The sequence below is a fragment of the Thiohalocapsa sp. genome, from assembly GCF_022340605.1.
Lineage (GTDB): Bacteria > Pseudomonadota > Gammaproteobacteria > Chromatiales > Chromatiaceae > Thiohalocapsa.
The window spans coordinates 1-24246 of the sequence record NZ_JAJDNQ010000018.1 but is presented as its reverse complement, the minus strand read 5'-3'; the positions used below and the strand labels follow the sequence as shown (position 1 = coordinate 24246).

The window sequence follows — 24246 nt, the reverse complement described above, 5'->3', positions numbered from 1 at the left end:
ACAAATGAAGACTGGATGTTTTCCTGAAGACGGCACCCCACTATTGGTGAGCGCCGCTGCAAAACCTTGGGGTTGAGCCTGGGTGCTGACCGAGGCGTTCTTGCCATCTGATCGCGCGACGTCGGCACCAAGCCGTGGCTAACCCCGTGGAGCCGCGCAGGCAATGGCGTTCGGGTCGCGGCCAGTGCCGGCAGGGCGAAAGCGTGCGGGCGCAAGCGCGTCGTAGTCGGGCTCGAAGCCGGCGGCGATGAGGGGCTCGCGGAGCGGCGATTCCAGCGCCGGCAGACCGTCGATGTGCTGGATCAGCAGGCGCCTGCGGCCGGACGGGATGCGGTGCAGCGCGGTGGCGGCGAGGTCCAGCTCGCGGCCGGTGTCGGTGACGCCGCTCGGGAAGCTCAGGATCTGGCGGCCATTGGCGGCGACGTAGAGCACGGGCCTGCCGGCAACCAGGATCACCCAGGCACCGGCGGAGCGCTTTGGCGCCTGCCTGGCGGCGCCGGCGCCGCGGCTTTGAACGGACCGGCCGGCGGCATCGGCCGTAGGAGCGGCGTCCCCGCCGCGATTGCCGGCCGTGGGAGCGGCGTCCCCGCCGCGACCGGTCCGCGTAGCGGACCCTACGCCGACGCCGGTCGACGGCCATCCCAGCAGCGCGCCATAGGGATTGGCGGGGTCGGCGGCAGGCAGGATGCGGACCGCCTCCTCGCCGTAGCCGTCTACGGGCGACTCGTCCTCGCGGGCGGCGCGCAGACGCTCGACCGCGCCGGGCAGCGCGAACTGGGCACCGGAGAGGCCCTCGACAAAGTGCCCGCGACGCACCTGGCCGCCTTGCTCCAATTCCTTCAGCACCCGGTACAGTGGGCCGAAGCCGCCGGGCAGACCCTCGGCGGCGACCGCCTCGCGGCTGACGATGCCGTAGCGCTCCAGCAGCATCTGGACGCCGAGGAGCGCGCGCTCGGTGTCGGTGATGTCGACGGCGGCGCCGAGGTCCGCCACCAGCGACCAGCGACCGCCGGCGAGGCCCCCGGCCGCGCTGCCGCGCCCGAAGCCGGCGTGCAATGCGCCACGGCGAGCCGACCCGCGGGCGCCGGCTGAAGGCGAACGCCCCTTGCCAGCAGCGAGTGAGCGCAGCGGCGCGAAGGTGTCGTTGGTGACGAGTCCAGCCCAGACGAGATCCCACAGCGCCGACTCGAAGGCTTCCCCGCCGGTTACGGCGCCGGCGGCTGCCTGCTCGATCACCGGCTCCGCCGCCCGTTGCAGGTCCAGCAGGAAGCAGGCGCCGCGGCGTTGCAGTTGCGCAAGCAGCGCGGCGCGGAGGGCGGCGGGCAGATCGACCTCCGTGACCGGCGGCGTGTGACCCGGAGCGGCCACGTCGTCGGCTCCGCGCGCGGTTCGGTGCGCGGGTCGGTGCGCGGCGCGAACCGCATGGGCATCGCTCGCGTCCGGTCGCGGCACCGAGCGTGCCGCTCCCACATTCTCCCGGCGATAGACGGCGATCTTGCCGTCCTTGGGTCCGGCGGCCCCACGGCCGATCCAGACGAGCTGCCCGGTGGCCGTGAGCATGTCGAGGTCCTCGGCGCGGTAGCCCGGCACACGGGCGGGCAGCAGCACCCGGTCGAGCTGGGTCCAGCTCACCGTCAGGCCCTCCAGTTGCAGCAGCGCCTCCAGCAGCCGCTCGCGGCTGTCGCGCGCCTGCCGCGGCTCGCCGCCGCCGATGCCGTGCCAGTCCGGCAGGAAGCGGCCGAGCGTGGCGCCGTCCACGGGCGCGACCTCGTCGCGGGCGCGGGCCAGGGTGCGGCGTCGCAGCCGGCGCATGACCTCGGCATCGCACCATTCCGGCTCGTTCCCCATGGGCCGGATCTCGCCGTGCACGAGCTCGCCGCGGGTCTCGAGCAGCTTCAGGACCGCCTCCAACTGCGCCGCCGGCAGGCCGAGCCGGCGGGCGAGCTGGTGTGTCGGAAACGGACCCCGAGTGCGGGCGTAGCGGCGGACCAGGTGCTCCAGCGGCGCGTCGGTGGGCGCAATGAATGCCTCCGGCAGCCCCGGCGGCGGCACCGAACCCAGCGCGTCGCGGTAGAGCCCCGCGTCCTCGGCGCTGATCCAGCGGCGCTCGCCCGCGACGGCAATCTCCACCGCCCGGCGCTGGCGGGCAAGCTCGACGAGCCAGCGCGCCGAATCACCGCTGTCCGACGCCCGCGCCGCATCGAAATCTGAATCGGGATCGGGATCGGGATGGAGACCATCCCGGCCATCGCCGCCACCAACACACCGCTCCGCAACCTCGGCGGACGTCAAGTCCCCGAGCCGCCGCAGCAGGTCATGCAGCTCGTTGGCGTCCCGGGCGCGGCGCTCGGGCGTCAGGTGGGCGAGCTCCGCCTCCAGCTCGTCCAACACCCGCGGGTCGATGAGCTCGCGCAGCTCCGCCTGGCCGAGCAACTCGGCGAGCAGGCCGCGGTCGAGGGTTAGCGCCTGGGCGCGGCGCTCGGCGATGGGAGCGTCCTGCTCGTAGATGTACGCGGCCACGTAGGCGAACACCAGCGAGCGGGCGAAGGGCGAGGCGCTCGCTGTCTCCACCTCGTGCACGCGCACGGCGCGGGACTGCACCGCCCGCAGCAGGTCTTTGAGCCCTGCCAGGTCGAACTGGTCGCTGAGCGCCTGGCGGTAGGTCTCCAGCACCACCGGAAAGCTCGGGTAGCGGCGCACCACGGCGAGCAGGTTCTGTGCTTTGAGCCGCTGCGCCCAGAGCGGCCGGCGCCCTTGGGCGGAGCGCTTCGGCAGGAGCAGCGCACGGCCGGCGTTCTCGCGGAACAGGCTCGCGAACAGCGCGGTGTCGGCGAGCTGCTCGGTGACCCGGTCCTCGATCTCGTCGGGGTGCGGCAGCAGCGCCATCAGGTCCGGCAGCTCGTCGCCGTCCGCGAGGCGCAGCACGATGCCGTCGTCGGTGTACATCACCTGGATCTCGAAGCCTTCGCGACGCTGCAGCTGCCATTGCAGGGCCATGGCCCAGGGGGCGTGGATGCGGGCACCAAAGGGGGTGAGGATGCAGATGCGCCAGTCGCCCAGCTCGTCGCGGAAGCGCTCGATGACGATGGTGCGCTCGTCCGGCACCTTGCCCGTGGCCGTGCGCTGCTCGTGAATGTACGCTGCCAGGTTGGCGGCGGCGTGGTCGTCCAGCGGCGCCTGGTCTTTGATCCAGGCGACGGCATCTTCGGCATCGCGGCGGGCGACCTCGCGGCAGAAGGCGCCGACGGCACGCCCCAGCGCCACCGGCCGGCCGGGGCCGTCGCCGCGCCAGAAGGGGAGCTTGCCGGGCTCGCCGGGCGCCGGCGAGACGATGACCCGGTCGCGCGTGATCTCCTCCACGCGCCAGGTGGAGGCGCCGAGCAGGATGCACTCGCCGGCGCGGGTCTCGAAGACCATCTCCTCGTCCAGCTCGCCGATGCGCGGTCCGCCCGATTCCCCATGGCCGCCCAGATGCACGGCGTAGTTGCCGCGGTCCGGAATGCTGCCGGCGTTGAGCCGGGTGACCATCGGCGCGCCCTTGCGCGGGCTCAGCCTGTCCGTCGCCCGGTCCCAGGCCAGCAGCGGCCTGAGATCGGCGAAGTCGCTGGACGGGAAGCGCCCGGACAGCATGTCCAGCACCGACGCCAGCGCGGCATGGCTCAAGCCCAGGTACGGGCCGGCGCGGTTCACCAGGCGCTGGATCTCTGCCACCGTGCGTTCGCCGGCGACGCAGTGGGCCGCGATCTGCTGCGCGAGCACGTCGAGTGCGTTAGTCGGCATGCGAAACGGCTCCAGCTCGCCCTTCAGCATGCGGCCCGCGATGACGGCGCACTCGAGCAGGTCGCCGCGAAACTTCGGGAAGATCCGCCCCGTGCTCACCTCGCCCACGCCGTGCCCGGCGCGGCCGACGCGCTGCAGCCCGCGGGCGACGGAGCCCGGCGACTCCACCAGCAGCACCTGGTCCACGCCGCCCATGTCGATGCCCATCTCCAGCGAGCTGGTGGCGACGATGGCCTTGAGCGTGCCGGCCTTCAGGCCGTCCTCGATCTCGGCGCGCCGCTGGTGGCTGACACTGCCGTGGTGGGCGCGGACGAGGTCGGGGATGTCGCGCTCGATGGGCGCGCCATCGCCGCCCGCGTCGCCGAGCCGTTCCGCATAGACCTCGTTGAGCCGCCGGCACAACCGCTCCGCCAACCCGCGGCTGTTGACGAAGACGATGGTGGAACGGTGCGCCAGGATCTCGTCCAGCAGCGCCGGGTAGATGGCGGACCACATGCCCTTCTCCGCCGGTGGGCGTGCCACCTCGCGAGCGTAGAGCTCGCCGAGGATTGGGCCGCCGGGCGAGTCCAGCCCCGGCGCACCAAGACCGGAGGCTTGGGGCGGATGCTCCATGTCCGGCACCGGCACGCTGATGGTGAGATCGAGCTTGGGCGGCGCGGCGGCGTCGACGATCGCAACCGGCCGGTCGCCGCCGAGCCAGCGCGCGGCCTCCGCCAGCGGCTCGACGGTGGCCGAGAGCCCGATGCGCTGCGGGTCCGTGCCGCCCGCCGCCTCCACCAGCGCCGTCAGCCGCTCCAGGGACAGCGCGAGATGCGCACCGCGCTTGCTCGACGCCAGCACATGCACCTCATCGACGATGACCGTCTGCACCGAGGCCAGGTGCTCCGCCGCCCGCGAGCCGAGTAGCAAGTACAGCGACTCCGGCGTCGTCACCAGGATCTCCGCCGGCTCCTTCAACTGCTGCTGCCGCTCGCGGGCGGACGTGTCGCCAGTGCGGATCGCCACCCGCGGCAGCCGGTGCGGCACGCCCAGTGCCACCGCCTGCGACGCGATGCCGGCCAGCGGCGCGCGCAGGTTGCGCTCGATGTCGTAGACCAGCGCCTTGAGCGGGGAGATATACAGGACCTGCGTGCCGGCCGAGCGCGCGTCGCCTCGGACATCCGCGGCAACCTCGGGCGCGTTAGACCCGCGGCCCTCGGCCCTCGGCCCTCGGTCCTTCCCTTGCATGAGCCGGTCGATGGCCCACAGAAACGCCGCCAGCGTCTTGCCGCTACCAGTGGGCGCCGTGATGAGCACATGCCCGCCCGCCGCGATGACTGGCCAGCCGGCGGCCTGGGCGTCGGTGGGACCGGTGAAGTTCTGGCTGAACCAGCGGTTGGTGGCGGGGCTGAAGGGGTCCATGCAGCAACAGGTGGGGGCTCGGGGGAGCGAGTCCGATCCGGACAACAATACAGCGTCATCGGCATCGACGCCGACGATTACCGGCTCCTGAACGACTCCGGCCGCCCGCACCTATATCCCGCGAGCGCCTTCGAAGTCGTTGACCCGAAACAGCCCAGCAAATGGATCACCGAGACCGGCGCGGGCGGCGAGCACTATGCCTACCCGCCCGAGCTCAACGCCCCGGGCTTGTTCGAGGATTTCTTCGACGACGAACCCGCTGCCGTCGCGACCTTCTGGAGGGTCGTGAACGCGAGGCTCGGGGAGGCGGCGTGAGGTGCGGCGGCTCGGCTGACGCGCGGTTGGCGCGCTATCGCGTGCAATGCCGGCGGTATGCATCTCGCCGCTGCCGGCACACGGTGATGAGCAAGTGGAGCGCAAAGGCTGTGAAAAGTTACCAAGGAAGGGCTCAAGCGCTAGGCAACCTCGCGCGGCGGCACAAGTAGACGCTCATAGTCGCCCCAGCAGCTCTGCCTTCTTGGCGGCGAACTCCTCCTCGGTCAGCAGCCCGTCGGCGCGGAGCTTCCCGAGCCGCTCGATGGCGCTGAAGATGTCCGCGTCGGCCGCGGGTGCCGAGGCTACCGATGCCGGCGGCCTCGGCGCAGGGCCACCGACAGGGGCCGTCGGGGCCGCCGGCTGTTGCGGCCGCCCATCGATGGACACCACCGGCAGCGAGCTCAGCACCACGGTGCCGTATTGGCTGGTGAACAGGATGGAGCCGCCGGCGCCCTGCTGTTGCGAGAAGCCGCCGATCTGGTGGTCCAGCGTGTCGTAGACCCAGACCTGGCCGCCGGTCTTGACCGCCAGCCGGCGCGCGCCAGCGAAGTAGGCGTACTGCACGTTGTTCTGGCTGCCGGTGGCGCTGGGCTGGCCGAGCTCCCGCGGCCACCAGTGCTGGGCGGGGTCCGGCACGAACAGGCTGGACTCGCCCATGATGCCGCCCGCGTGCTGCTGTTGTTGGGATCCGGCGGAATGCGGGCCCGACTGGGACTGGCTCTGGAAGCTGCCGGTCTGGAGCAGACCTGGCTGGTTGGCCAGGATGTTCGAGAGCTCGTTGCAGAGGGCGTCCACCCGGGCCTTGAGGGCGTAGTCGAACATGTTGCCCAGCATCAGCATGCCACCCTGCATCCACTGGCCGGAGCCGGCGAATTCAGGGTGATCGAACTGCGCCATGCTGCCGTTGCCGTGCAGCACCGCAAACAGCATGTGTGTGACGGCGTCCGGGCTGAAGCCGTGGCGCTGGGAGAGGTCGGCGACCAGACGCTGACCTTCTGGGGTGAGCTGTTGCATGACTATCCCTGAGTTGGTGGTAGATGCCGCGGACGCTAACACCTCGGCAACGGCCGCGGGTGCACGGTTTGCACGGTTTGCACGGCATCCTCTGCAATGCCATCGAGCCGCGTTGACGGATTCGGGTCGAGACGGGGCACGTAGTCACGCTCGCCGCCAACAACGGCCCGCCCCTGTAGTGCATCCTTTCCGCCAATGTTGCAGCTGTCGGCCCAGCAGAGCCGGCACCGAGAAACCTGATGGCAGACTCTGGCTCGTTGTCGTTGTCGTTGTCGTTGTCGAGTATCCGCACGACCACGACCACGAAATAGGAGTCGCAAAGTTGGCCGCAGCCGCGTACTACTCGGCCGGAAACGTGCAGGTGTTGAGGGCCGGGACGCTGCCCGAGAGCAGCTTCGTCAGTATCACCCCGCTGCCAGTCACCGCGCCGACGGCCAATTGCGTTCCGGTGGGAATGGTCGTCTCATCCTGGCCGCCTGGTCGCACCCCGCAATATTGGTCGAAGAACGCCTGGTCGCAATCCGCGGGACCAACAAACTGAAATCCCACGGATGGCGCCGCCGCGATCGGACAGGAGCAGACGATCTCGTCGGGACCGATTTCGCCCAGGAAGGGCCAGTTCGTTCCCGTGGTCCCATCGATGCAAAGCCCACCGTCGCATTGCGCCGACAGATTCGAGGCACCGGGACAGGTGTACAGCGCCAGCGCGTCCGGCCCATCGTATGACTTCTGGAGCTGGGGCGGGAGAGAGTACGTGCTGACAAGAAAATTCCCTTGGTCGGACACGGCCATCAGATCGCAGACGTCACCGATTGCACCGGATTCGGCGGCTTGGTCCGCGGGGAAGAAGAAAGGCAAGGAGATACTCTGTCCTACCTTCCTTTCGCACTTGCAGTAAGCGACGTTATCGATGGTGAAGCACTGCGCAGCAGCACAGAGTGCGTACTTCTGTTCCGATGACTCCGACTCCGGGCAGATCTTGAACACGGTAGGCCGGCCGTTCCAGACTTCTTGACCCAGGACCACCGCTTCGGCCGGCGTCAACTGTTCCTGCGCAGTCACCTGCGTGACAGGCGCCAACACCAGGAGCACGGAGGCGAACGCCGCCCGAATCATCATCATTGGCATCGTTGTCTTCTCCTCGCGGATGCGCGTGCACGGTTTGCGGTAGGGCAGGCCGCAACCGCATTTGGCTGGTCGCGCCCGCGGGCAATCGAGCGTCCGAGCATCGCACCGGACAGGACCGCCGGTGGACGCGGCCATGCTGTCACCAGTGTCGGCGGGCGATCCAACGGCGCAAAAGGTCGGTTCTGCGTCGATGCCCGCTGCCGAGCGGTCAGCATCTTCGCGGTCTCCTGCATTTATCCCTCATCTACTATTAAGCTTTTACCCTATAAACTTTCGGTCTATTACACCGACGAACGGCGCGGACCGACCCAAACGCCAACGCATCGGCGTTTTTCCGAGCGCCCCGGAATCCCGCCCACCCGTCAGACACAAGTATTTCCCGGGGCCAACTCCCGCGGCAACCGCGCCTGCATCGTCACGTCGTTGAACAAGGCCGCCTGCGGATTACCGTGACCCCGCATCGCACACACGCGCGAGCAATGCGCTCGGACAGCGCCGCAGGCTTGCAGCGTCCGCGCCACTGCTTCAGGGTTTTTCTACGATGAGATAGGGGGTATCCTTATCTTGATCTCTGCGCCAGACTTAACAGGCGATTCGCCTGCCATCCATAGGCCCATGGGCGGATCTCCGCCAATATTCAGCATGGATATGGATCGCACGAATCAGTCGGCGCCACGGGCACCGAGCCGGGCGGGCCTACGAGATGCAGAACGAGCGCCCGTGCACGGGACCGGGACGCGCCCGGGCAGTTTGCGCAGCCGGGCTTGAAGCCGCCCCGGGCGCGGCAGTGAAAGGGCCATCTCTGCTTGGCACAGACACCTCAGGAGCACGATTTCATGGTCAACCAACCAAGCCGTATTCTCATCGTTGACGATCACCCGCTGGTGCGCACCGGCTTGCGCAATCTGATCGAGACCGAGCCCGACCTGACCATCTGCGCCGAGGCCGGCAGTGTCAGGGACGCCCTTAAGGCGGCACGCGACGAGAAGCCGGATCTGGCGCTGATCGACATCTCCCTCGAGGACGGCAACGGCATCGAGCTCGTCAGGCGCATCAAGCAGCGCGAGCAGGAGAACGATGCGCCGGAGCTGAGGCTGTTGGTGTGCTCCATGCACGAGGAAACGCTGTTCGCCCAGCGCGCCATCAACGCCGGCGCCCACGGCTACGTCAACAAGCACGAGCTGCCGGAGCAGGTGCTCAAGGCCATTCGCCAGGTGCTCGCCGGCCGCGTCTATCTCAGCGAGAAGATGGTGGGGCGGTTGATCGACGGACTCGGTAACAAGAAGAGCGGCGGCGTCGCCAGCGTCGAGGATCTGAGCGACCGCGAGCTCGAGGTCTTCCGCCTGATCGGCCAGGGGCGGCCCACGTCCAAGATCGCCGAGCAGTTACACCTGAGCGCCAAGACCATCGAAACCCACCGCGAGAACATCAAGCGCAAGTTGCAGCTCGCCAGCGGCAGCGAGCTGGTGCGCCACGCGGTGCAATGGCACATGGATCAGGCGGGAGGCCGGATCATGACCGGCTGAGGGAATGGGAGGGGCACCTCCGGGCGAGCTGTGAGACGGGGCAGGCGCACGTCGATTGAGGCAAGAGCGACGCAAACGTTTCGTGCCCGCAAGCGAGAGTACGTGCACGCGACCGCGCGTCACGGGCCACGGACCGATGTCCGCCTACAGCACGGCCATCGCGTTTGCAGTCCTTAAGGAGGCTCGGATGAACAAACGTGACCGGGCGCTCATGCTCCACCTGCTGGCAGGCGCGCTGCTCAGCGCACATCTGATCGGCGCCAGCGCCGAGTGCCCGAGTGGCGCGGCAGCCTACGACCAGCAAGGGAAGGGTCGCCTTGGGATACTCGACATCGTGGTCGACGCCCGCCCGTCGCAGACCTGTCAGGGCGTCCAGCTGGCGCCCAAGCGCCGGGAGCGCCTTGCGGATCTGCTCCTGAGCCTCGCGGATGCGCCCATCGCTGCCCAGTACCACTGGTCGCGCTCTGCCGACCAATCGATGGAGCAGCACGCCGTCACGCTGGCGCCGCTCCTCGATGACGGTCTCTCCCTGCGCGCACACCTCGAGCGGACGGAGTCCCTGCTCGGCGGCGACGGCGCAACACTGATCGCGATGGAGACCAGGCTCGATCTGCCGGGCCTCCGGTCGCAGCTCAACTTGACCCGGCAATCGGGTGGCGAGCAGTGCATCAGCGGAGCCGACCTGCAACTGGACGCATCACTGCTCGGCAAAATCTTGTCGGCACGCATCGAGCACGGCGAATGGCGGCTGCAGGGGCCTGCACGCGATTCCGCCCGGCGTGCCAGCAGCACCGTCGAGCTGGCGTTCGCCCACGGCAGTACCCGCCTCAGCGCCGACTACAGCCACCGGGTTGATGTGGACACCGGGGCGCGCAGCGTCTACTCCGCGGGCGCGGCGCTACCGCTGCGCTATCTCGGCCTGGAACGTCATACCGCGGAACTGGCCGCCGAACTGGCAGTGTCGCCAGACGGAGACGCGATCCAGGCCATGCGCCTCACGGACACGCGGCGGGGACCGAGCGGACGCCGGACGACGGATCTCAGCTTCTCGCAATCGCAAACGGGCGAGCAGCGCACGAAGCTCGGTATCTCCCGCAGCCCCTTCCCCGATCTCACCCTTAAGAGCGCTGTCGAGCTCAGCACTGGCTCAAGCACGGACGACACCCTCGTCACGCTCGGCGCGGAATACCGGTTCTAGTATTTCGTTGCGCAAGTTCCGAGACCGAGTTCCCTCGTTGAGGTTGTCGCAATCGGAGTCGTCATCGAACCTCCGCACGGTTGAGGCCATGATCACGACCACGACCACGACCACTACCACGACAACGACCAGAGACGGTCTCGGAAATCGCGCACTGTTGGACTAGCGCAAGCGCCGATTTCTCGGCGCTTCCCTTGCAGCCAGTCCAGCGCAGCCCCCGGATCGCGCAGGGCAACGCCGGCGAGCGCCGGGCAATCCGTCCAGAGCACCGATGCGTAGCCGGTCGTCTGCCGTGCAGGCGATGGGAATTCACCCCGATTGCCTGGCGCAGCCGATGGAGCGAGTCTTTCGCGGTTGGCGCGGAGGTGCGCGCCAGTAGCCACTGGAGGTAACGCGGATGACCAGGCGACTGGTGCTACGCATCGTTTGCACGCTATGGCTCACGGTCACGATGGGCGCGGCGTACCCCGAGGACCTCGGCGCCATCGGCGACAGCATCAGTACCGCAATGGACGCCGACGATGGCTGCGACGGTGCAGTGGAATGTCTCGGCAACCTGGGGGAGGATTGGGCATGGAGCTTCGCCACCGGCAGTCAGCCCTGGTCCATTGCCAGTCGTCTGCTGCCCTTCAGCTTCAGCGCCTCGCAGACAGCGGCCGTCAATGGCGCAAGCTGGGAGGACGCCCTGCCGCAGGCACAGCAGCTGATGGCCCTGCCCGGGATCTCCCTGGTGACCATTGAGCTCGGCGGCAACGACGTCTGCCAGAGCCTGGGAAGATCGCCGCCCAGCCTGGACTGGGTGGAGGGGCGGATCGATGATACCCTGACGTATCTCACCGACAAGTTGCCGAGCGGTGGCTATGTGGTGCTGGCGGAAGTGCCGGACGTGCTCTGGCTGCGCGAGCACATGGCCGCGGAGCCGCATTTTCTGTTCCAGTCCTGCCAGGCACTGTGGGACCTGGACTACCAGGCACTCAATGAGGCGACCGTAGCCGCGGTTTGCGCGGATCTCTATGGCGACTGGCTGTGCAGCAGCGTGCCGGAGTTCCACACGTTCACCCGTGAGTGGATCGCCAAGCTCATGGCGGGGCTGTTCGAAGGCATCGGCGGCGACGAGTTCCCCTGCGCCAACGTGTTGAACAGTGCCTCGACCGACGCGGCGCGGGCCGCGGCGGGCGACTTCAACCTGGCGCTCAACACGCTCCTGGCAGAGAAGGCGGATGAGTATGAAGGCCGCAACGGCGTCCGCGTCCGCTTTGCGCCCGGCATCTACGACCAGCCATTCTCATCGGAAGACGTCAGCGGGCTGGACTGCTTTCACCCCTCGCGCAGCGGACAGGCGATCCTGGCTGACCTCGTCTGGCGCACGATCGAAGACACATTGACCGAGCCGCGCTGACGGGTCAGCGAAACGCCGACACGGCAGTTCCATTGCGGGGCTGGACGCGCCGTCATGTTCAGCTCGGTCGTCGGTCGGCGGCCCGGGCGCGGGTCATCGACGCCCAAGCGGTTGCTCCCGCCCGTCGCCGCTGGTAGAACCGCGCCATGTCGGACCTCGAAGACACCTCGCGCCAGATGCCGCCGCAGCGCCTGCTAATGGACATCGCCCGGCGCTTCCTCCGGGATAGTACAACCCCGCTCACCGTCGCGCCCCTCGGCGACGGGCTCATCAACCACACCTATCGCGTCGACGCACCCGGCGCGGCCTTCGTGCTCCAGCGCATCAATGGCGCCGTATTTCCGGCACCAGAGCGGATCATGGACAACCTCTCCGCGCTGGCGGCGGCCGCCGCCAGGCATCCGGAGCTCAAGGTGCGGCTGCCAGCACTGGCGACATCGGGAAACCTGGCCTACGTGCGCGATGCCGACGGCGACGTCTGGCGGCTGATGGAGTGCATCGAGCCAAGCCGCACCCTGAAGCGCCTTGCCGGCACTGAGCAGGCCGCCGAGGTGGGTCGGGTACTCGCGCGCTTTCATCGGCTCGGCGCCGGGCTGGACCCGGCGACGCTGGCGGTGACGCTGCCGGGCTTCCATCACACGCCGAGCTATCTCGCCGCGCTGGACGCCGCGGCGGCCGCCACGGAGCCGGACGCCGAAAGCCGCGACGCGCTTGCCTTCATCGACGCCCGCCGGGGACTGGTCGGCGTGCTCGACGATGCCCTGGCCCGGGGTCGCACCCGCCTGCGCCTGATCCACGGCGATCCGAAGGTGGACAACCTGCTGTTCGATGCCGAGGGCAGACACGCGCTCTGCCTGATCGACCTGGACACGGTACAGCCCGGGCTGCTGCACCATGACATCGGCGATTGTCTGCGCTCCTGTTGCAACCGCGCCGGTGAGGCCGGCGCCGAATCGGTGCGCTTCGACCTGGCACTCTGCGAGGCCCTCCTGGTCGGTTACGCCGAGACCGCGCCGGGGCTGCTGAGCGATGCCGAGATCGACCTGGTCGCACCCGCGATCCGGCTCATTCCGCTGGAGCTCGGTATCCGCTTCCTCACCGATCACCTGCAGGGCGACCGGTACTTCCACGTGCGCCACCGCGGCGAGAACCTGACCAAGGCGCGGCGCCAACTTGCGCTGGTGGCCGACATTGAGCGGCAGGCGGCAGGCATCGACGCGGCTGTGCGGCGAGCATTCGCGCCGCCCCCCGGACATGACGCGGCATCGCAACGGTGGCGATGACCCGGCGCCAGTCTGCGCCGCCAAATCTGCATCGGGATTGATCCAGGTTGGGGTTCGTGTATGCCGCGGCACGCGGCGGCTGCTGCACAATGCAGCCAGACGCACAGCCCCCGCACAGATCCCCCGCACAGACGCCCTGGTTCCCCATGCCACAGCTCAAGGTCCACTTCCGCAAACCGGCCGACTGGGCCGAGCCCATACTGATCCACTACTGGGACAAGCAGCCCGCTGGCGGCGACACGGATTGGCCCGGCGTGCCCATGGCGCCCGTGCCGGGGCAACCCGGCTGGTACCGCTTCGTTTTCCCGGATACCACCCGGGTGCGCCTGGTCTTCAACGACGGCCAGGGCCGGCAGAGCGCCGACCTGGCGCGGGAGCGCGATGGCTGGTTCAGCTTCGACACCCATTGGCAGGACCAGCCGGCGGCAGCGGAACAGGTTGCCGCCGATCCGCCGCCCGATCCGCCCGCCGCGCCACCGCCCACCGCGCCACCGCCCGCGCCCGCCATCTTCAGCGACGAGCCGCGCGCCATTGAAGCGCGCACCGACTTCCGCGAAGAGACCATCTACTTTCTGCTGACGGCCCGCTTCAACGACGGCGACCCGTCCAACAACTTCTTCTGCCGCGACCGCATCCGCTTCGACGACCAGGGCAACGCCATCGACCCGCACTGGCGCGGCGACTTCAAGGGACTGATCCAGCGCCTCGGCTACATCCGGGACTTGGGCTTTACGGCCATCTGGATCACGCCACCGGTGGAAAACCGCTCCGGGCTCGACTACCACGGCTACCACGCCTACGACTGGACGCGCATCGACCCGCGGCTGGAGTCCCCGGACGCCACCTATCAGGATCTGATCGACGCCGCGCATGCGTTGGACATCAAGATCATCCAGGACGTGGTCATCAACCACTCCTGCCAGTTCGGCATCCGCGGCAAGGTGCACATCGACCACCTGCCCATCAAGTACTACGTGCCGCAGGGCTCGGAGCAGGGTCAGGTGAATCACGGCCCCTACCAGGGCAACTTGGGCAACTACACCTGGCCGAACCGCGACGACATCGACAACCCCGTCGCGCCGGACTGGTGGCAGGCACGCCACGCAAGCGACCCGGAAGGCATCGAGCCGCTGGTGGACCCCAAGACCGGTGAGACCGTGCCCAAGCCGGGCTACCGGCCCGGCCGGTTCTTCGGCATCGACCCGCAGGACCTGGACCCGGAGTGGTACCACCAGGACGGCTTCATCGCCGGCGGCGACTGGGAGAGCCCGCATCCGCTGCAACAGCGCCACATCGCCGGCGACTGCATCGACCTCGCCACCGAGCGGCAAAACGTCAAGGACTACATCATCGGCAGCATCAACCGCTACCTGGACATGGGCGTGGATGCGCTGCGCATCGACACGGTCAAGCACATCGACCGCGACAACCTGCTCGAGTACGTCAATGCCTGGAAGGCGCACAAGCCGGGGCTTTTCGTCTTCGGCGAGAACCTGGTGAAGGGCTACGGCTGGGGCGACCTCGGCGGCGGCGACAATGGCCCGAGCCAGATCCGCCCCTGGTGGTACACCCGCTTAGGCCACGACCCGCAGGACCCGAATGCCGGCGGCGACTCCGGCTTTGCGCAGCTCGACTTCGGACTCTTCAGCACCTTCCGCGACAGCCTCTCCCGCGGTACCTTCGAGGGCACCGGCCAGGTGCTGTCCATGGACTGGATCTACGGCGACGTGACGCGACTCGTCACCTTCCTGCAGAACCACGACGTCGGCCCCGACAACGACTTCAAGTACCGCTTCAAGGGCGAGACCTGGATGGCCGCCGCGGCCTACAACCTGATCTGGACCGCCCGCGGCATCCCGTGCCTGTACTTCGGTGAGGAGATCGAGTTCATGAAGGGCGCCCCGCAGGACGTCGAGGGCGAGAAGGACACCCTGGACACCACCGGCCGCGCCTATTTCGGCGATCACCTGACGGACGAGCGCATCGGCGAGACCCAGTCCCACCCGCTCTATAAGCACATCCAGCGGCTCAACCTCATCCGCCGCAACGTGCCGGCGTTGCAGAAGGCGGCCATGACGCAAGTAGCCGAGTGGGGCAGCGGCATGGCCTTCATTCGTGACCTATCCGAAGGTGGCTCGGAGCAGGGCAGCTACGCCATCGTCGGGCTGGCCATCGGCTCCGACCAGCGGGTCGACATCGGCAAGGTGCGCCCCGGCGTCTACCGCGATGCGGTCACCGGCGGCGAAATCGCCAGCAACGGGCATCTAACCTTCCACGTCAAGGCCAACTCCGCCGGGATCTGGGTGCTGGACGGCCCGGGCAAGATCGGTGACGACGGGCCTTTCCTGCGCTGATAGACAGCAGACCATGAACATTCAGTACGTCCACATGTGCCGCGACAGCGGCGATGAGACAGCCGAAGGCCGGCCGCGCCCTGAAGCGGCGGCGACACCGCGTGCACGCCTCGCCCAGCGGGCGGAATCCGCATGACCATGCGGCACGATCGCTTGCCCCGGATGGCCAGGCCGGTACGCCGCGGCGCCCTGCGGCACCTGCGGCTGCGGCTGCCCGGCTTGGGTCGGGTGCGCGTCAGCCAGCGCTTGCCGGTGAGCCGCCGCACGGCGCGACCCTGGATCATCTTCAGCCCCGGCGCGCTGACCGGCCCTGCCGACTATCCGGAACTGCTCGACGCCCTCACCGCCCGCGGAACCGTGGTGCTCACGCTGGATTACCGCTGGCCCGCGCTGTTCAGGAACGAGCCGGCCGAGACCTCCCGGGCCTGGCGCGCCGCGCAGCGGCTGCGGCGGCGGCAGTTGCCGGCGCGTGGGCTGGCATCCGGCCGGCTGCCGGCAACGAGCGCGGGCGGAGCCGCCCGCTCGGCACCGCCGCTGCGCATCCTCGCCTACAGCCTCGGCGGCTGGGTGCTGTCCGCGGGCTTCCAGCGCCGCGCCGATGGCCAACCGTTGGAGATCGTCCTGCTCGGCGCCTCCAGCCTGCACGAGCCGTGGCGGCCGCCGACATCCAGACAGGTCCGCATCCGGCTGCTGGCCGGCACCGAGGACGGTGTCGTCGACCCCGCCGGCCTGCAGCAGCTCGCCGACGCCTTTCACACCCGCATCGAGTGGCTCCCCGGTGTCAACCACTTCGGCATCCTGGACGAGCGCATCGGCTCCCCCGATTTCCGCGCCCGCGACCGCGCCACCGAGCTCAGCGCCCGCCAGTGTGCCGAGCGCATCGCGCGGCAGGTGCTGCGGGGGCGCTGAGACCGGCGGCACGATGAGCTGCCAGAGACAGGGCAAGCGTCCGCCGTAGGTCGGGCAGACGGACAACGAAGCCCGACATCGACCACGACAGGCACGGCCGACCGTCGGGCCTCCTGACGTCGGCCCGACCTACGCCAGTCCGCCGGTTCTACAACGATCTCGATAACCTGCCGCCGGGGAGCTTGGTCGATTGCCTTCGCCACGCCAGCGCCCCGGCGCAGGCCGTCGCGCCCTCACCAGCCCTCGATGGGGCTGAACTCCCGCACGCCGAGGCGCTCCTGCTCGCGCAGCAGCCCATAGGCGTCGCGGATGGCCTGGGCACCGAAATCGCGCTCCAGCCGCCGGACGATGAAGTGCCCGCGGGCGACGTCCTGGTAGTGCTGCATGAAGATCAGGTTCAGCGTCGCGGCGCTGAGGGCGCCCGCCACCGGCACCAGTTGCGCGGCGAGCTTGTCGGAGATGACCACGCCGAAGCGCGCGGCCAGGGCGCGCGCCAACTGCACGGCCGCCGGGATGTGCGGACCGTCCATCTTGCCGGCGAACTCCAGGATGTTCTCGAAGTGCAGGCCGAGCGCGACGCGTATGCCGTAGTAGCCGACCTCGGCCTCGTCGTCGTCCTTGGTGCGCCCGCCGAGGGCGAATACCTGCACGCAGGCGAGCCGCGCCTCGCGGTTGCCCATGATGTCCTCGCCCTCGCTGCGGGCGATGTCGGCGATGGAGCGCAGCATCAGCGCGGTGGCCACCGGCAGCTCGGCGAGCACGGTGAGCGGCCCGAAGAAGCCACCCACGGCGCCGGTGCCGGCCACCAGCGCCCGGTGCAGCCAGTCCTTCGACGGGATCGGCGCGCGGGTGTCCATGGAGCCCATGGCCATCTTCAGCGCACGGTACATGTTGTTCTCGACGCTGCGGTCCAGGCGCTGCTTCCAGCGCGGCGGCAGCAGCTTCATGGCCTCCTCGAAGGGCGAGGCCAGCACATCGCTGAGGCGCGCGGCGAGCGATGGATGCTCCAGGCGCTCGTAGGCCCAGGCGAGTTCCTGCGCGGCCGGGCCCGGCAGCCGGGCAGCGGTGAGCGCCGTGGTGGCCGCGTCGCCGCAGCCCGCGGCGAATGAAGGCTGATTGGTGCTGTTCATAACTGAATCTTATGCGAAATTACGCGACGGCGGCCACCGGCGCCGGTGCGCATGTCCGCCCGCCGTGCCGGCCATCTTGCGGAGATCGCGGCGGGGACGCCGCTCCCACGGAGCGGGCACGGCCTACTGCGCGCCGTGGGAGCGCCGTCCCCGGCGCGATGGCGTGCGCGCCGCGAGCGACAATGGTGTCGGGCGCGTCACCGACGGCGCCCAAATTGTGGCGGTCCGCCGCTCGTTCGCCGACTTCCGTTATCCTGAGCACGAATAATCCGGACAGCCAACGATCACCATGACCGCCAACGACGGCAACACCTCCGACCAGCCCGAAGACCGAGCGGCACATTCCCTCGGCCACCGCCAGTCGCTGGCCGCCGAGGAGTTCTTCTATTTCTTCCTGCGCCTGCGCAAGAACGAGATCCGCCGCACCGTGCGCACGCTCGAGGAGCAGTATCCGGAGGACGATCTGCGCCAGCGCGCCCGGCGCCTGGTGGATGCGAAGACTGGGCTCGCGGCCTTGGGCGGCGGGCTCCTGTACGTGCCGGGGCTGTTCCCGGCCGCCGGGCAGTTCCTGACATTCGCCGGCGTCGTCGGCGCCGCCTCCATACTGACCCGCATGCACCTGTACTTGATACTGGAGATCGCCTGCGTCTACGGCGAGGATATCGACGACCTCGCCCGGGTGCCGGAGATGGTCGCGGTCATCGCCGCCACGGGCATGGGCGCCACCGCGCCGCAACTGCTCGCCGGGTACAAGCTGGGCCCCATGGTCTCGGTGGGCGCCGGTGCGCTGTCCATGGCCGCGGTGACCCGGCTGATCGGCTTCGCGGCCACGCGCTTCTACGCGGGCCGCCACAGCGCCGAGGCTGCCGCGCCCGAAGCACAGCCCGAGCCCGCGGCGGGCTGATGGCGGCGCACAACAATCGCGCCCGCGGGCGCGACAGCCGCAGCCGTTGCCAACGCCTGGCCACCGGAGCCCGCCGGCATGCATGAGCTGGCGCTGGCCGACGGCGGCTTCTGGGTGTCGGTGCTGCAAATCATCGCAATCGACATCCTGCTCGGCGGCGACAACGCGGTGGTCATTGCCCTCGCCTGCCGGCGGCTGCCACAGGCGCAGCGCAACCAGGGCATCCTCTGGGGCGTGCTCGGCGCCATCGCGCTCAGGCTGGTGCTGATCTTCTTCGCGCTGCAACTGCTGGCCCTGCCCTTTCTCAAGCTGGTGGGCGGGCTCTTGCTGCTGTGGATCGGTATCAAGCTACTGCAGCCGGAGCCGGAGCTGCACGAGGGCGCGGTGGAGGCGCCCGGCAACCTGCTGGGCGCGGTCAGGACCATCGTCGTCGCCGACGCCATCATGAGCCTGGACAACGTCATCGCGGTGGCCGGCGCCGCCGACGGCGACATCCTGCTGGTGGCCTTCGGCATCGTCGTGAGCATCCCGATCATCGTCTGGGGCAGCAAGCTGGTGCTGCTGCTGATGGACCGCTTCCCGGTCATCATTAATCTAGGCGGTGCGCTGCTGGGCTGGATCGGCGCGAAGATGCTGGTGTCCGACGCCCTGGTGGCAGAGCACGTAGCGCAATGGCCGCACTGGCTCAGCTACGTCGCGGCAGGCCTGGGCGCGATCTTCGTCGTCGCCGCCGGCACCTGGCTGGCGCGGCGGGCACCGCCGCGGCCGCTGGAGGAGGTGGCCGCCGGGGGCCACGCCGAGGACGTGCACAAACCGGGGTAATCTGCACCTGCAAGAACAACCTAGCGAGGTCCGGCGCGATGACCAAGGTCCTGTTGCCCGTCGACGGCTCGGCGTTCTCCAATCGCGCCCTGGACCAGGTGCTGCGGATGGCTCACGGCGGTGAGCGGCTGGAACTGCACCTGCTATCCGTGCAGTTGCCCATCGACTCCGGTCACGCGCGCATGTTCGTCTCCGACGACGACATCGCCGCCTACCACCGCGACGAGGGCCTGGCCGTGCTCGAGCCCTACAGGGCGCGGCTCGACGCCGCCGGCGTGGACTACCGCTGGCACGTACTGGTAGGCCACGTCGCGGAGACCATTGCCCGCTTCGCCGAGGAGCAGCAGTTCGACAAGGTGGTCATGGGCACCCACGGGCGCACCGGCATGACCCACCTGCTGATGGGCTCCGTGGCACAGAACGTGACCCGGCGGTTGAAAATCCCCGTGGAGCTGGTCAATTAGGGCAACACCCAAGCGCAGCCCGAGCACGCCGGCCCATGCCCGACAACACTGCCAAGCCCGAGCATCCGCAACCGCTGAGCGAGGCCACCGCCGCGGCGGTCAACGCCGTCTACCAGCTCTACGACCCGCCGCTGTGGCTGGTGACTGCCGCGGAATCCCCGGCACCCGGCAGCCGGCGCGGCGGCTGCATCGCCACCTTCGTCGCCCGCGCCGCCATCGTGCGCGACATGCCGCGGATGGTGGCCGGCATCGCCCGCCATCACCACACCTGGCGCATGATCGAGGCGAGCCGGTGCTTCGCCGTGTACCTGCTCCCCGAGTCCGCCCTGGACCTCGTCTGGCGCTTCGGGCTCGACACCGGCAAGGACGTCGACAAGCTCGCCGGCCTGCCCGACGTCCGCACGCCCCTCGGCAACCCGCGCGTGGACGGCCCCATCGCCTGGCTCGACTGCCGCGTCGAGAACGCCATGAGCACCGGCGACCGCAGCATCTACCTGGCCGAGGTCAACGGCGGCGGCGTGCTCGACGACACCACGGCACCGCTCACCGCCGGCCGGCTGACGGAACTGGCCCCCGCCGACAAGCGCGCCGAGCTCGATCGGCTCTACGCGCGCGACGGCGGCATCGATGCCGACGCCATCCGCGCCTGGCGCGCAGCGCACGACACGCGCTGACGGCCAAGCGCCCCGTGGGAGCGGTGTCCCCGCCGCGATCGCCGGCCCAGCCGCCCCCATCGCGCCGAAGACGGCGCTCCCACGGCCAACGCGTCACGCTCGCCCTGTGGGAGCGGCGTCCCCGCCGCGATCGCCGGCCCCGACGCCCCCGTCGCGCCAAAGACGGCGCTCCCACGGCCAGCTCGCCGCGCCTGCCCCGTGGGAGCGGCGTCTTCGCCGCGATCGCCGGCCCCGACGCCCTCATCGCGCCAAAGACGGCGCTCCCACGGCCGCCAGCACGGCGCAGCGACAGCGCAGCGTGTACACTCGGGCGCATGACGACGCGATCCCATAAGCCGCACAGCCGCGACCTGCGCAAAGGCCGCGTCAGCGAGGCAGGGCGGATCTATCACGTCCGGACCGCCACGGATCGGCGCCTGCCGCTCTTCAATCATCTCTACGTCGGCCGCGAGGTGGTCGGAGCACTGCGCTACCAGCACGAGCACGGCCATGTGGAGAGCCTCGCCTTCGTGGTCATGCCGGATCACCTGCACTGGCTACTTTGCCTCACCGGCTCTGCCAGGCTGGACGCGGTGATGCAAGCCGTGAAGGGTTTCAGCGCGCATCGCATCAATGCGCAACTCCAGCGCAGCGGGGCGGTGTGGCAGTCGGGATATTTCGATCGCGCGCTCCGCGCGGAGGACGACGTCAAAGACATCGCGCGGTACATCGTCGCAAACCCGCTGCGAGCCGGCCTGTGCTCCAGACTGGGCGACTATCCGCTCTGGGACGCGATCTGGGTTTGATGGTCGATTGAGTCCGCCCCGTGGGAGCGGCGTCTTCGCCGCGATCGCCGGCCCAGCCGCCCCCGTCGCGCCGAAGACGGCGCTCCCACGGCGCTTCCATGGCGCACAGCAGGCCGCGCTCCCACGACAGCCCGTCGCCGTTCACGAGACCGCAACGTACGCCGCTGCATGGCCTCCGCTAACATCGCGGCATCCGCGGGCGCCGGCCGACGTGGCGGCGCCGCTCACGACCAGGACCCAACCATGCAGTACCGTCCCCACAAGACCAAGATCGTCGCCACCATCGGGCCGGCGTCTGATGAGCCCGAGATGCTGCGCGACCTCATCGAGGCCGGGCTCGACATCGCCCGGCTCAACTTCTCCCACGGCGACGCCGGCTACCACGCGACACTCATCGAGCGCATCCGCGACGCGGCGACCGCCACCGGCCGGCGCGTCGCCATCATGGGCGACCTACCCGGCCCCAAGATGCGCATCGGCGACCTCGCCGACGAGCCCGTGGAGCTGGTGCGCGACGAGCGCATCACGCTCACCACCGAGGACTGCGTCGGCAGCGCCGAGCGCGTCAGCGTCAGCTTCCCCGGCCTGCCGGCGGCGGTGCAGCCGGGGGACCGGCTGTTCCTGAACGACGGCTTCATCCTGCTCAAGGTCGTCGAGGTGCACGGCAACGACGTGGTCTGCAACGTGCGCGCCGGCGGCGAGCTGCGCTCGCGCAAGGGCCTCAACCTGCCGGGCATCGATCTCGGCATCAGCGCCTTCACCGACGACGACCGAGCGTGGCTCGCTTTCGCCGCCGAGCACCGCATCGACGCCGTCAGCCAGTCCTTCGTCGCCGGCAGCAAGGACCTCGAAGACCTGCGCACCGCGGCGCAGGACCTGGGCTACGACCCCTTCGTCATCGCCAAGATCGAGCGCGCGACGGCGCTCGACAACCTGGAGGCCATCCTCGCCGCCGCCGACGGCCTGATGGTGGCCCGCGGCGACCTCGGCGTGGAGATCCCCATCGAGACCATCGCCGTCGCCCAGCGGCGCATCACCGAGCTCGCCAACCGCGCTGGAAAGCCCGTCATCACCGCCACCCAGATGCTGGAGTCCATGGTGAAGATGCGCCGACCCACGCGCGCGGAGGCCACCGACGTCGCCAACGCCATCCTGGGCGGCACCGACTGCGTCATGCTCTCGGCGGAGTCCGCCATGGGGCGCTTCCCGGTGGAATCGGTGCAGATGCTGGCCGGCATCGCCGGCGCCATCGAGCCGGAGCGCAATCTGCGCCTCCAGGCCGAGCGCGTCGGCGCCTACGACAGCAACGGCAGCCGCCGCGCCGTGGACCTCATCGCCCGCAGCGTCTACCACACCGCCGAGCGCAGCGAACCGCGGCTGGTGGTGGTGCCGACGCGCAGCGGCAACACCGCGCGACGCATCGCCCGCTTCCGGCTGCCCTCCCAGCTGGTGGCCTTCACGCCCAACCCGGACACCGCCCAGCGGCTCTGCTTCAGCTATGGCGTGCACGCTCAGGAGACGGACGCAGACCTGGCGGACTGGACCGACTTCGTGCGCGACTGGCTTGCCGAGCACGGCATCGAACAGGGCCTCGTCCTGCTCACCCAGGGGCCGTCCGAGGAGTACCCTTGCGGCAACCACAGGCTCGAGATCATCGAGCTGGACGGCGAGCGCTCGCCGCGCTGCGTTTGAGATCCGAAAGCTGCATCAGACCCGTGACCGACACCCGAGCCGACCAAGCCCCCCCGCCACCACCGCGCGACGAGCCGCACTTCATCCGACTGCCGGACGGCCGTCGCCTGGCCTATGCCGAGTATGGCGTCGCCGGCGGCGAGCCGGTGCTGTACTGCCACGGCTTCCCGAGCTCCCGGCGCGAGGCACGGCTGCTGCACGCCGCCGCGCTCGCCACCGGCGCCCGCATCATCGCCCCGGACCGGCCTGGCTACGGCGACTCGGACGACGCCCCCGGCCGCACCCTGGCCGACTGTGCCGACGACTGCGCGGCGCTGGCCGGAGAGCTCGGACTCGGGCGCTTCGCCATGGTCGGCGTCTCCGGCGGCGGCCCCTACGCCCTGGCGTGCGCCCTGCACTTGCCCAGCCGACTACCGGGCGCGCTCAGTGCCTGCACCCTGGTCTGCCCCCTCGGCGCCATCTACCGCGACGAGCTGCTGGACCAGATGAACCCGGCCGCGCGCGCCAGCCTCCTGCTCGGCCGCCAGCCCGCCTGGCTCGCGAACCTGGTCTACGGCGCCCCCACCACCGCCGTGCTGGCGCACTGGCCAAACCTCGTCGAGCAATTCCGCCACATCGCCGCCCCACCCGCCGACCGCGCCGTACTGCACGAGGGCGACACCGCCGCCATCCTCAACCAGACCATCGCCGACGCCATGCGCAACGGCGCCCCCGGCGCCCGCCGCGACCTCACCCTGTACACCAACGATTGGCAGCTCGCTCTTGGCGACATCACCCAGCCCATCCGCATCTGGCACGGCGCGGCCGACGGCACCGTCCCCATCGGCCACGCCCGCTGGCTCGCCGGGCAGCTCCCCAACGCCCACCTCACCGAGCTGCCCGGCGAAGGCCACTACTCCGTGCCCATCCGCTACGCGCCGCAGATCCTGGCGGAGCTGCTCGGTCATTCATAGCAGGTCCTGATGGAGGTACTCGCAAAGCACGTCGCGGTGCGAACCCCGCTCTCACTGGCTCGAGACTGTGAGAGTATTCGACGTAAGTCGGGTTACTGATCGTAGCGTTAGTAATGTCAGGATCGCTCAAAACCGGATGCTTGACAAGACAGGCGGTTACTTTAAATGCGATGTGACACTACTACCGAGCGGCTTAGTAGTGCAGCGTAACCCGACGATGGGCGACGGTGCGCCGTTGACTGTCGGGTTACGCTATCGCTAACCCGACCTAGCTTCCTCAATCGAGCCCATACATCTCGCCTACCCGTCTACTGCATCAATAGCGCCCATCAGCGACTGAAATGCCCTCTCCACGTCCGCCTTCAGGGGCTGCGCGGTCTCCTTCGGGTTGTCGGTGAGGTCCGCTACGCCGAATCTCCACGCGTCCGATCCATTGTAATCGATCTCCTTTTGCGCCTCGCGACCACCCTCGCTCGTACCGGCAGACCAAAGCTCAGGGGCCCTCTCCAGAAGGT

Annotated in this window: 18 protein-coding genes; 13 read left to right on the top strand and 5 right to left on the bottom strand. The window is 69.3% G+C overall.

Going from position 1 to position 24246, the window contains the following annotated elements; genetic code table 11:
- Window positions 1-138: 138 nt before the first annotated feature.
- The 3 genes from LJE69_RS01505 to LJE69_RS01495 all read right to left on the bottom strand — a co-directional run bounded on the left by LJE69_RS01505 (window position 139) and on the right by LJE69_RS01495 (window position 7638).
- A complete protein-coding gene (locus LJE69_RS01505) occupies window positions 139-5181 on the bottom strand; it encodes a DEAD/DEAH box helicase (RefSeq protein WP_296920638.1) in 5043 nt (1680 codons plus the stop codon).
- 489 nt (window positions 5182-5670) lie between these two features.
- Window positions 5671-6510, bottom strand: a complete 840-nt coding sequence (locus tag LJE69_RS01500; protein WP_296920635.1) for an SHOCT domain-containing protein — start codon at window positions 6508-6510, stop codon at window positions 5671-5673.
- 339 nt (window positions 6511-6849) lie between these two features.
- Complete coding sequence (locus LJE69_RS01495) at window positions 6850-7638, bottom strand: hypothetical protein (protein ID WP_296920632.1); 789 nt, start codon at window positions 7636-7638, stop codon at window positions 6850-6852.
- Between the two features lie 836 nt (window positions 7639-8474).
- Here LJE69_RS01495 and LJE69_RS01490 point away from each other — a divergent pair.
- The 6 genes from LJE69_RS01490 to LJE69_RS01465 all read left to right on the top strand — a co-directional run bounded on the left by LJE69_RS01490 (window position 8475) and on the right by LJE69_RS01465 (window position 16307).
- Window positions 8475-9164: a response regulator transcription factor gene (locus LJE69_RS01490; RefSeq protein ID WP_296920630.1), complete on the top strand. Its 690-nt coding sequence runs from the start codon at window positions 8475-8477 to the stop codon at window positions 9162-9164.
- 187 nt (window positions 9165-9351) lie between these two features.
- Window positions 9352-10362, top strand: a complete 1011-nt coding sequence (locus LJE69_RS01485) for a hypothetical protein (protein WP_296920627.1) — start codon at window positions 9352-9354, stop codon at window positions 10360-10362.
- Window positions 10363-10759: 397 nt separating this feature from the next.
- Window positions 10760-11761 carry an SGNH/GDSL hydrolase family protein gene (locus tag LJE69_RS01480; protein WP_296920624.1) on the top strand — a complete coding sequence of 334 codons (1002 nt, stop codon included), beginning with the start codon at window positions 10760-10762 and terminating at the stop codon, window positions 11759-11761.
- Window positions 11762-11907: 146 nt separating this feature from the next.
- Entirely contained in the window at window positions 11908-13044 is a 1137-nt protein-coding gene (locus tag LJE69_RS01475; protein WP_296920621.1) for a phosphotransferase, read from the top strand.
- Between the two features lie 146 nt (window positions 13045-13190).
- The gene (locus LJE69_RS01470; protein ID WP_296920618.1) at window positions 13191-15398 is read left to right on the top strand and encodes an alpha-amylase family glycosyl hydrolase; all 2208 of its coding nucleotides are present in this window, start codon (window positions 13191-13193) and stop codon (window positions 15396-15398) included.
- Window positions 15399-15530: 132 nt separating this feature from the next.
- The gene (locus LJE69_RS01465) at window positions 15531-16307 is read left to right on the top strand and encodes a hypothetical protein (RefSeq protein ID WP_296920615.1); all 777 of its coding nucleotides are present in this window, start codon (window positions 15531-15533) and stop codon (window positions 16305-16307) included.
- A gap of 233 nt (window positions 16308-16540) precedes the next feature.
- Here the strand turns inward: LJE69_RS01465 and LJE69_RS01460 are convergent, their stop codons facing one another.
- Window positions 16541-17437 (bottom strand): EcsC family protein, encoded by an 897-nt coding sequence (locus LJE69_RS01460; RefSeq protein WP_296920612.1) that lies wholly within the window; start codon window positions 17435-17437, stop codon window positions 16541-16543.
- A gap of 289 nt (window positions 17438-17726) precedes the next feature.
- On the opposite strand from LJE69_RS01460, the gene LJE69_RS01455 reads away from it, so the two are divergent.
- The 7 genes from LJE69_RS01455 (at window position 17727) to LJE69_RS01425 (ending at window position 23731) form a co-directional block, all read left to right on the top strand.
- Window positions 17727-18341 (top strand): hypothetical protein, encoded by a 615-nt coding sequence (locus LJE69_RS01455; RefSeq protein WP_296920609.1) that lies wholly within the window; start codon window positions 17727-17729, stop codon window positions 18339-18341.
- Window positions 18342-18419: 78 nt separating this feature from the next.
- Complete coding sequence (locus LJE69_RS01450; RefSeq protein WP_296920607.1) at window positions 18420-19163, top strand: TerC family protein; 744 nt, start codon at window positions 18420-18422, stop codon at window positions 19161-19163.
- 38 nt (window positions 19164-19201) lie between these two features.
- The gene (locus tag LJE69_RS01445) at window positions 19202-19627 is read left to right on the top strand and encodes a universal stress protein (RefSeq protein ID WP_296920604.1); all 426 of its coding nucleotides are present in this window, start codon (window positions 19202-19204) and stop codon (window positions 19625-19627) included.
- A gap of 35 nt (window positions 19628-19662) precedes the next feature.
- The gene (locus LJE69_RS01440) at window positions 19663-20301 is read left to right on the top strand and encodes a flavin reductase family protein (RefSeq protein ID WP_296920601.1); all 639 of its coding nucleotides are present in this window, start codon (window positions 19663-19665) and stop codon (window positions 20299-20301) included.
- A 314-nt stretch (window positions 20302-20615) separates the two neighbouring features.
- A complete protein-coding gene (locus tag LJE69_RS01435) occupies window positions 20616-21086 on the top strand; it encodes a transposase (RefSeq protein WP_296920598.1) in 471 nt (156 codons plus the stop codon).
- Between the two features lie 243 nt (window positions 21087-21329).
- Window positions 21330-22778 (top strand): pyruvate kinase, encoded by a 1449-nt coding sequence (gene pyk / locus LJE69_RS01430; protein WP_296920595.1) that lies wholly within the window; start codon window positions 21330-21332, stop codon window positions 22776-22778.
- Window positions 22779-22801: 23 nt separating this feature from the next.
- Window positions 22802-23731, top strand: a complete 930-nt coding sequence (locus LJE69_RS01425; protein ID WP_296920592.1) for an alpha/beta hydrolase — start codon at window positions 22802-22804, stop codon at window positions 23729-23731.
- A 300-nt stretch (window positions 23732-24031) separates the two neighbouring features.
- Here LJE69_RS01425 and LJE69_RS01420 read toward each other — a convergent pair.
- The coding region (locus LJE69_RS01420; RefSeq protein WP_296920589.1) for a hypothetical protein at window positions 24032-24246 on the bottom strand (215 nt) is incomplete at its 5' end.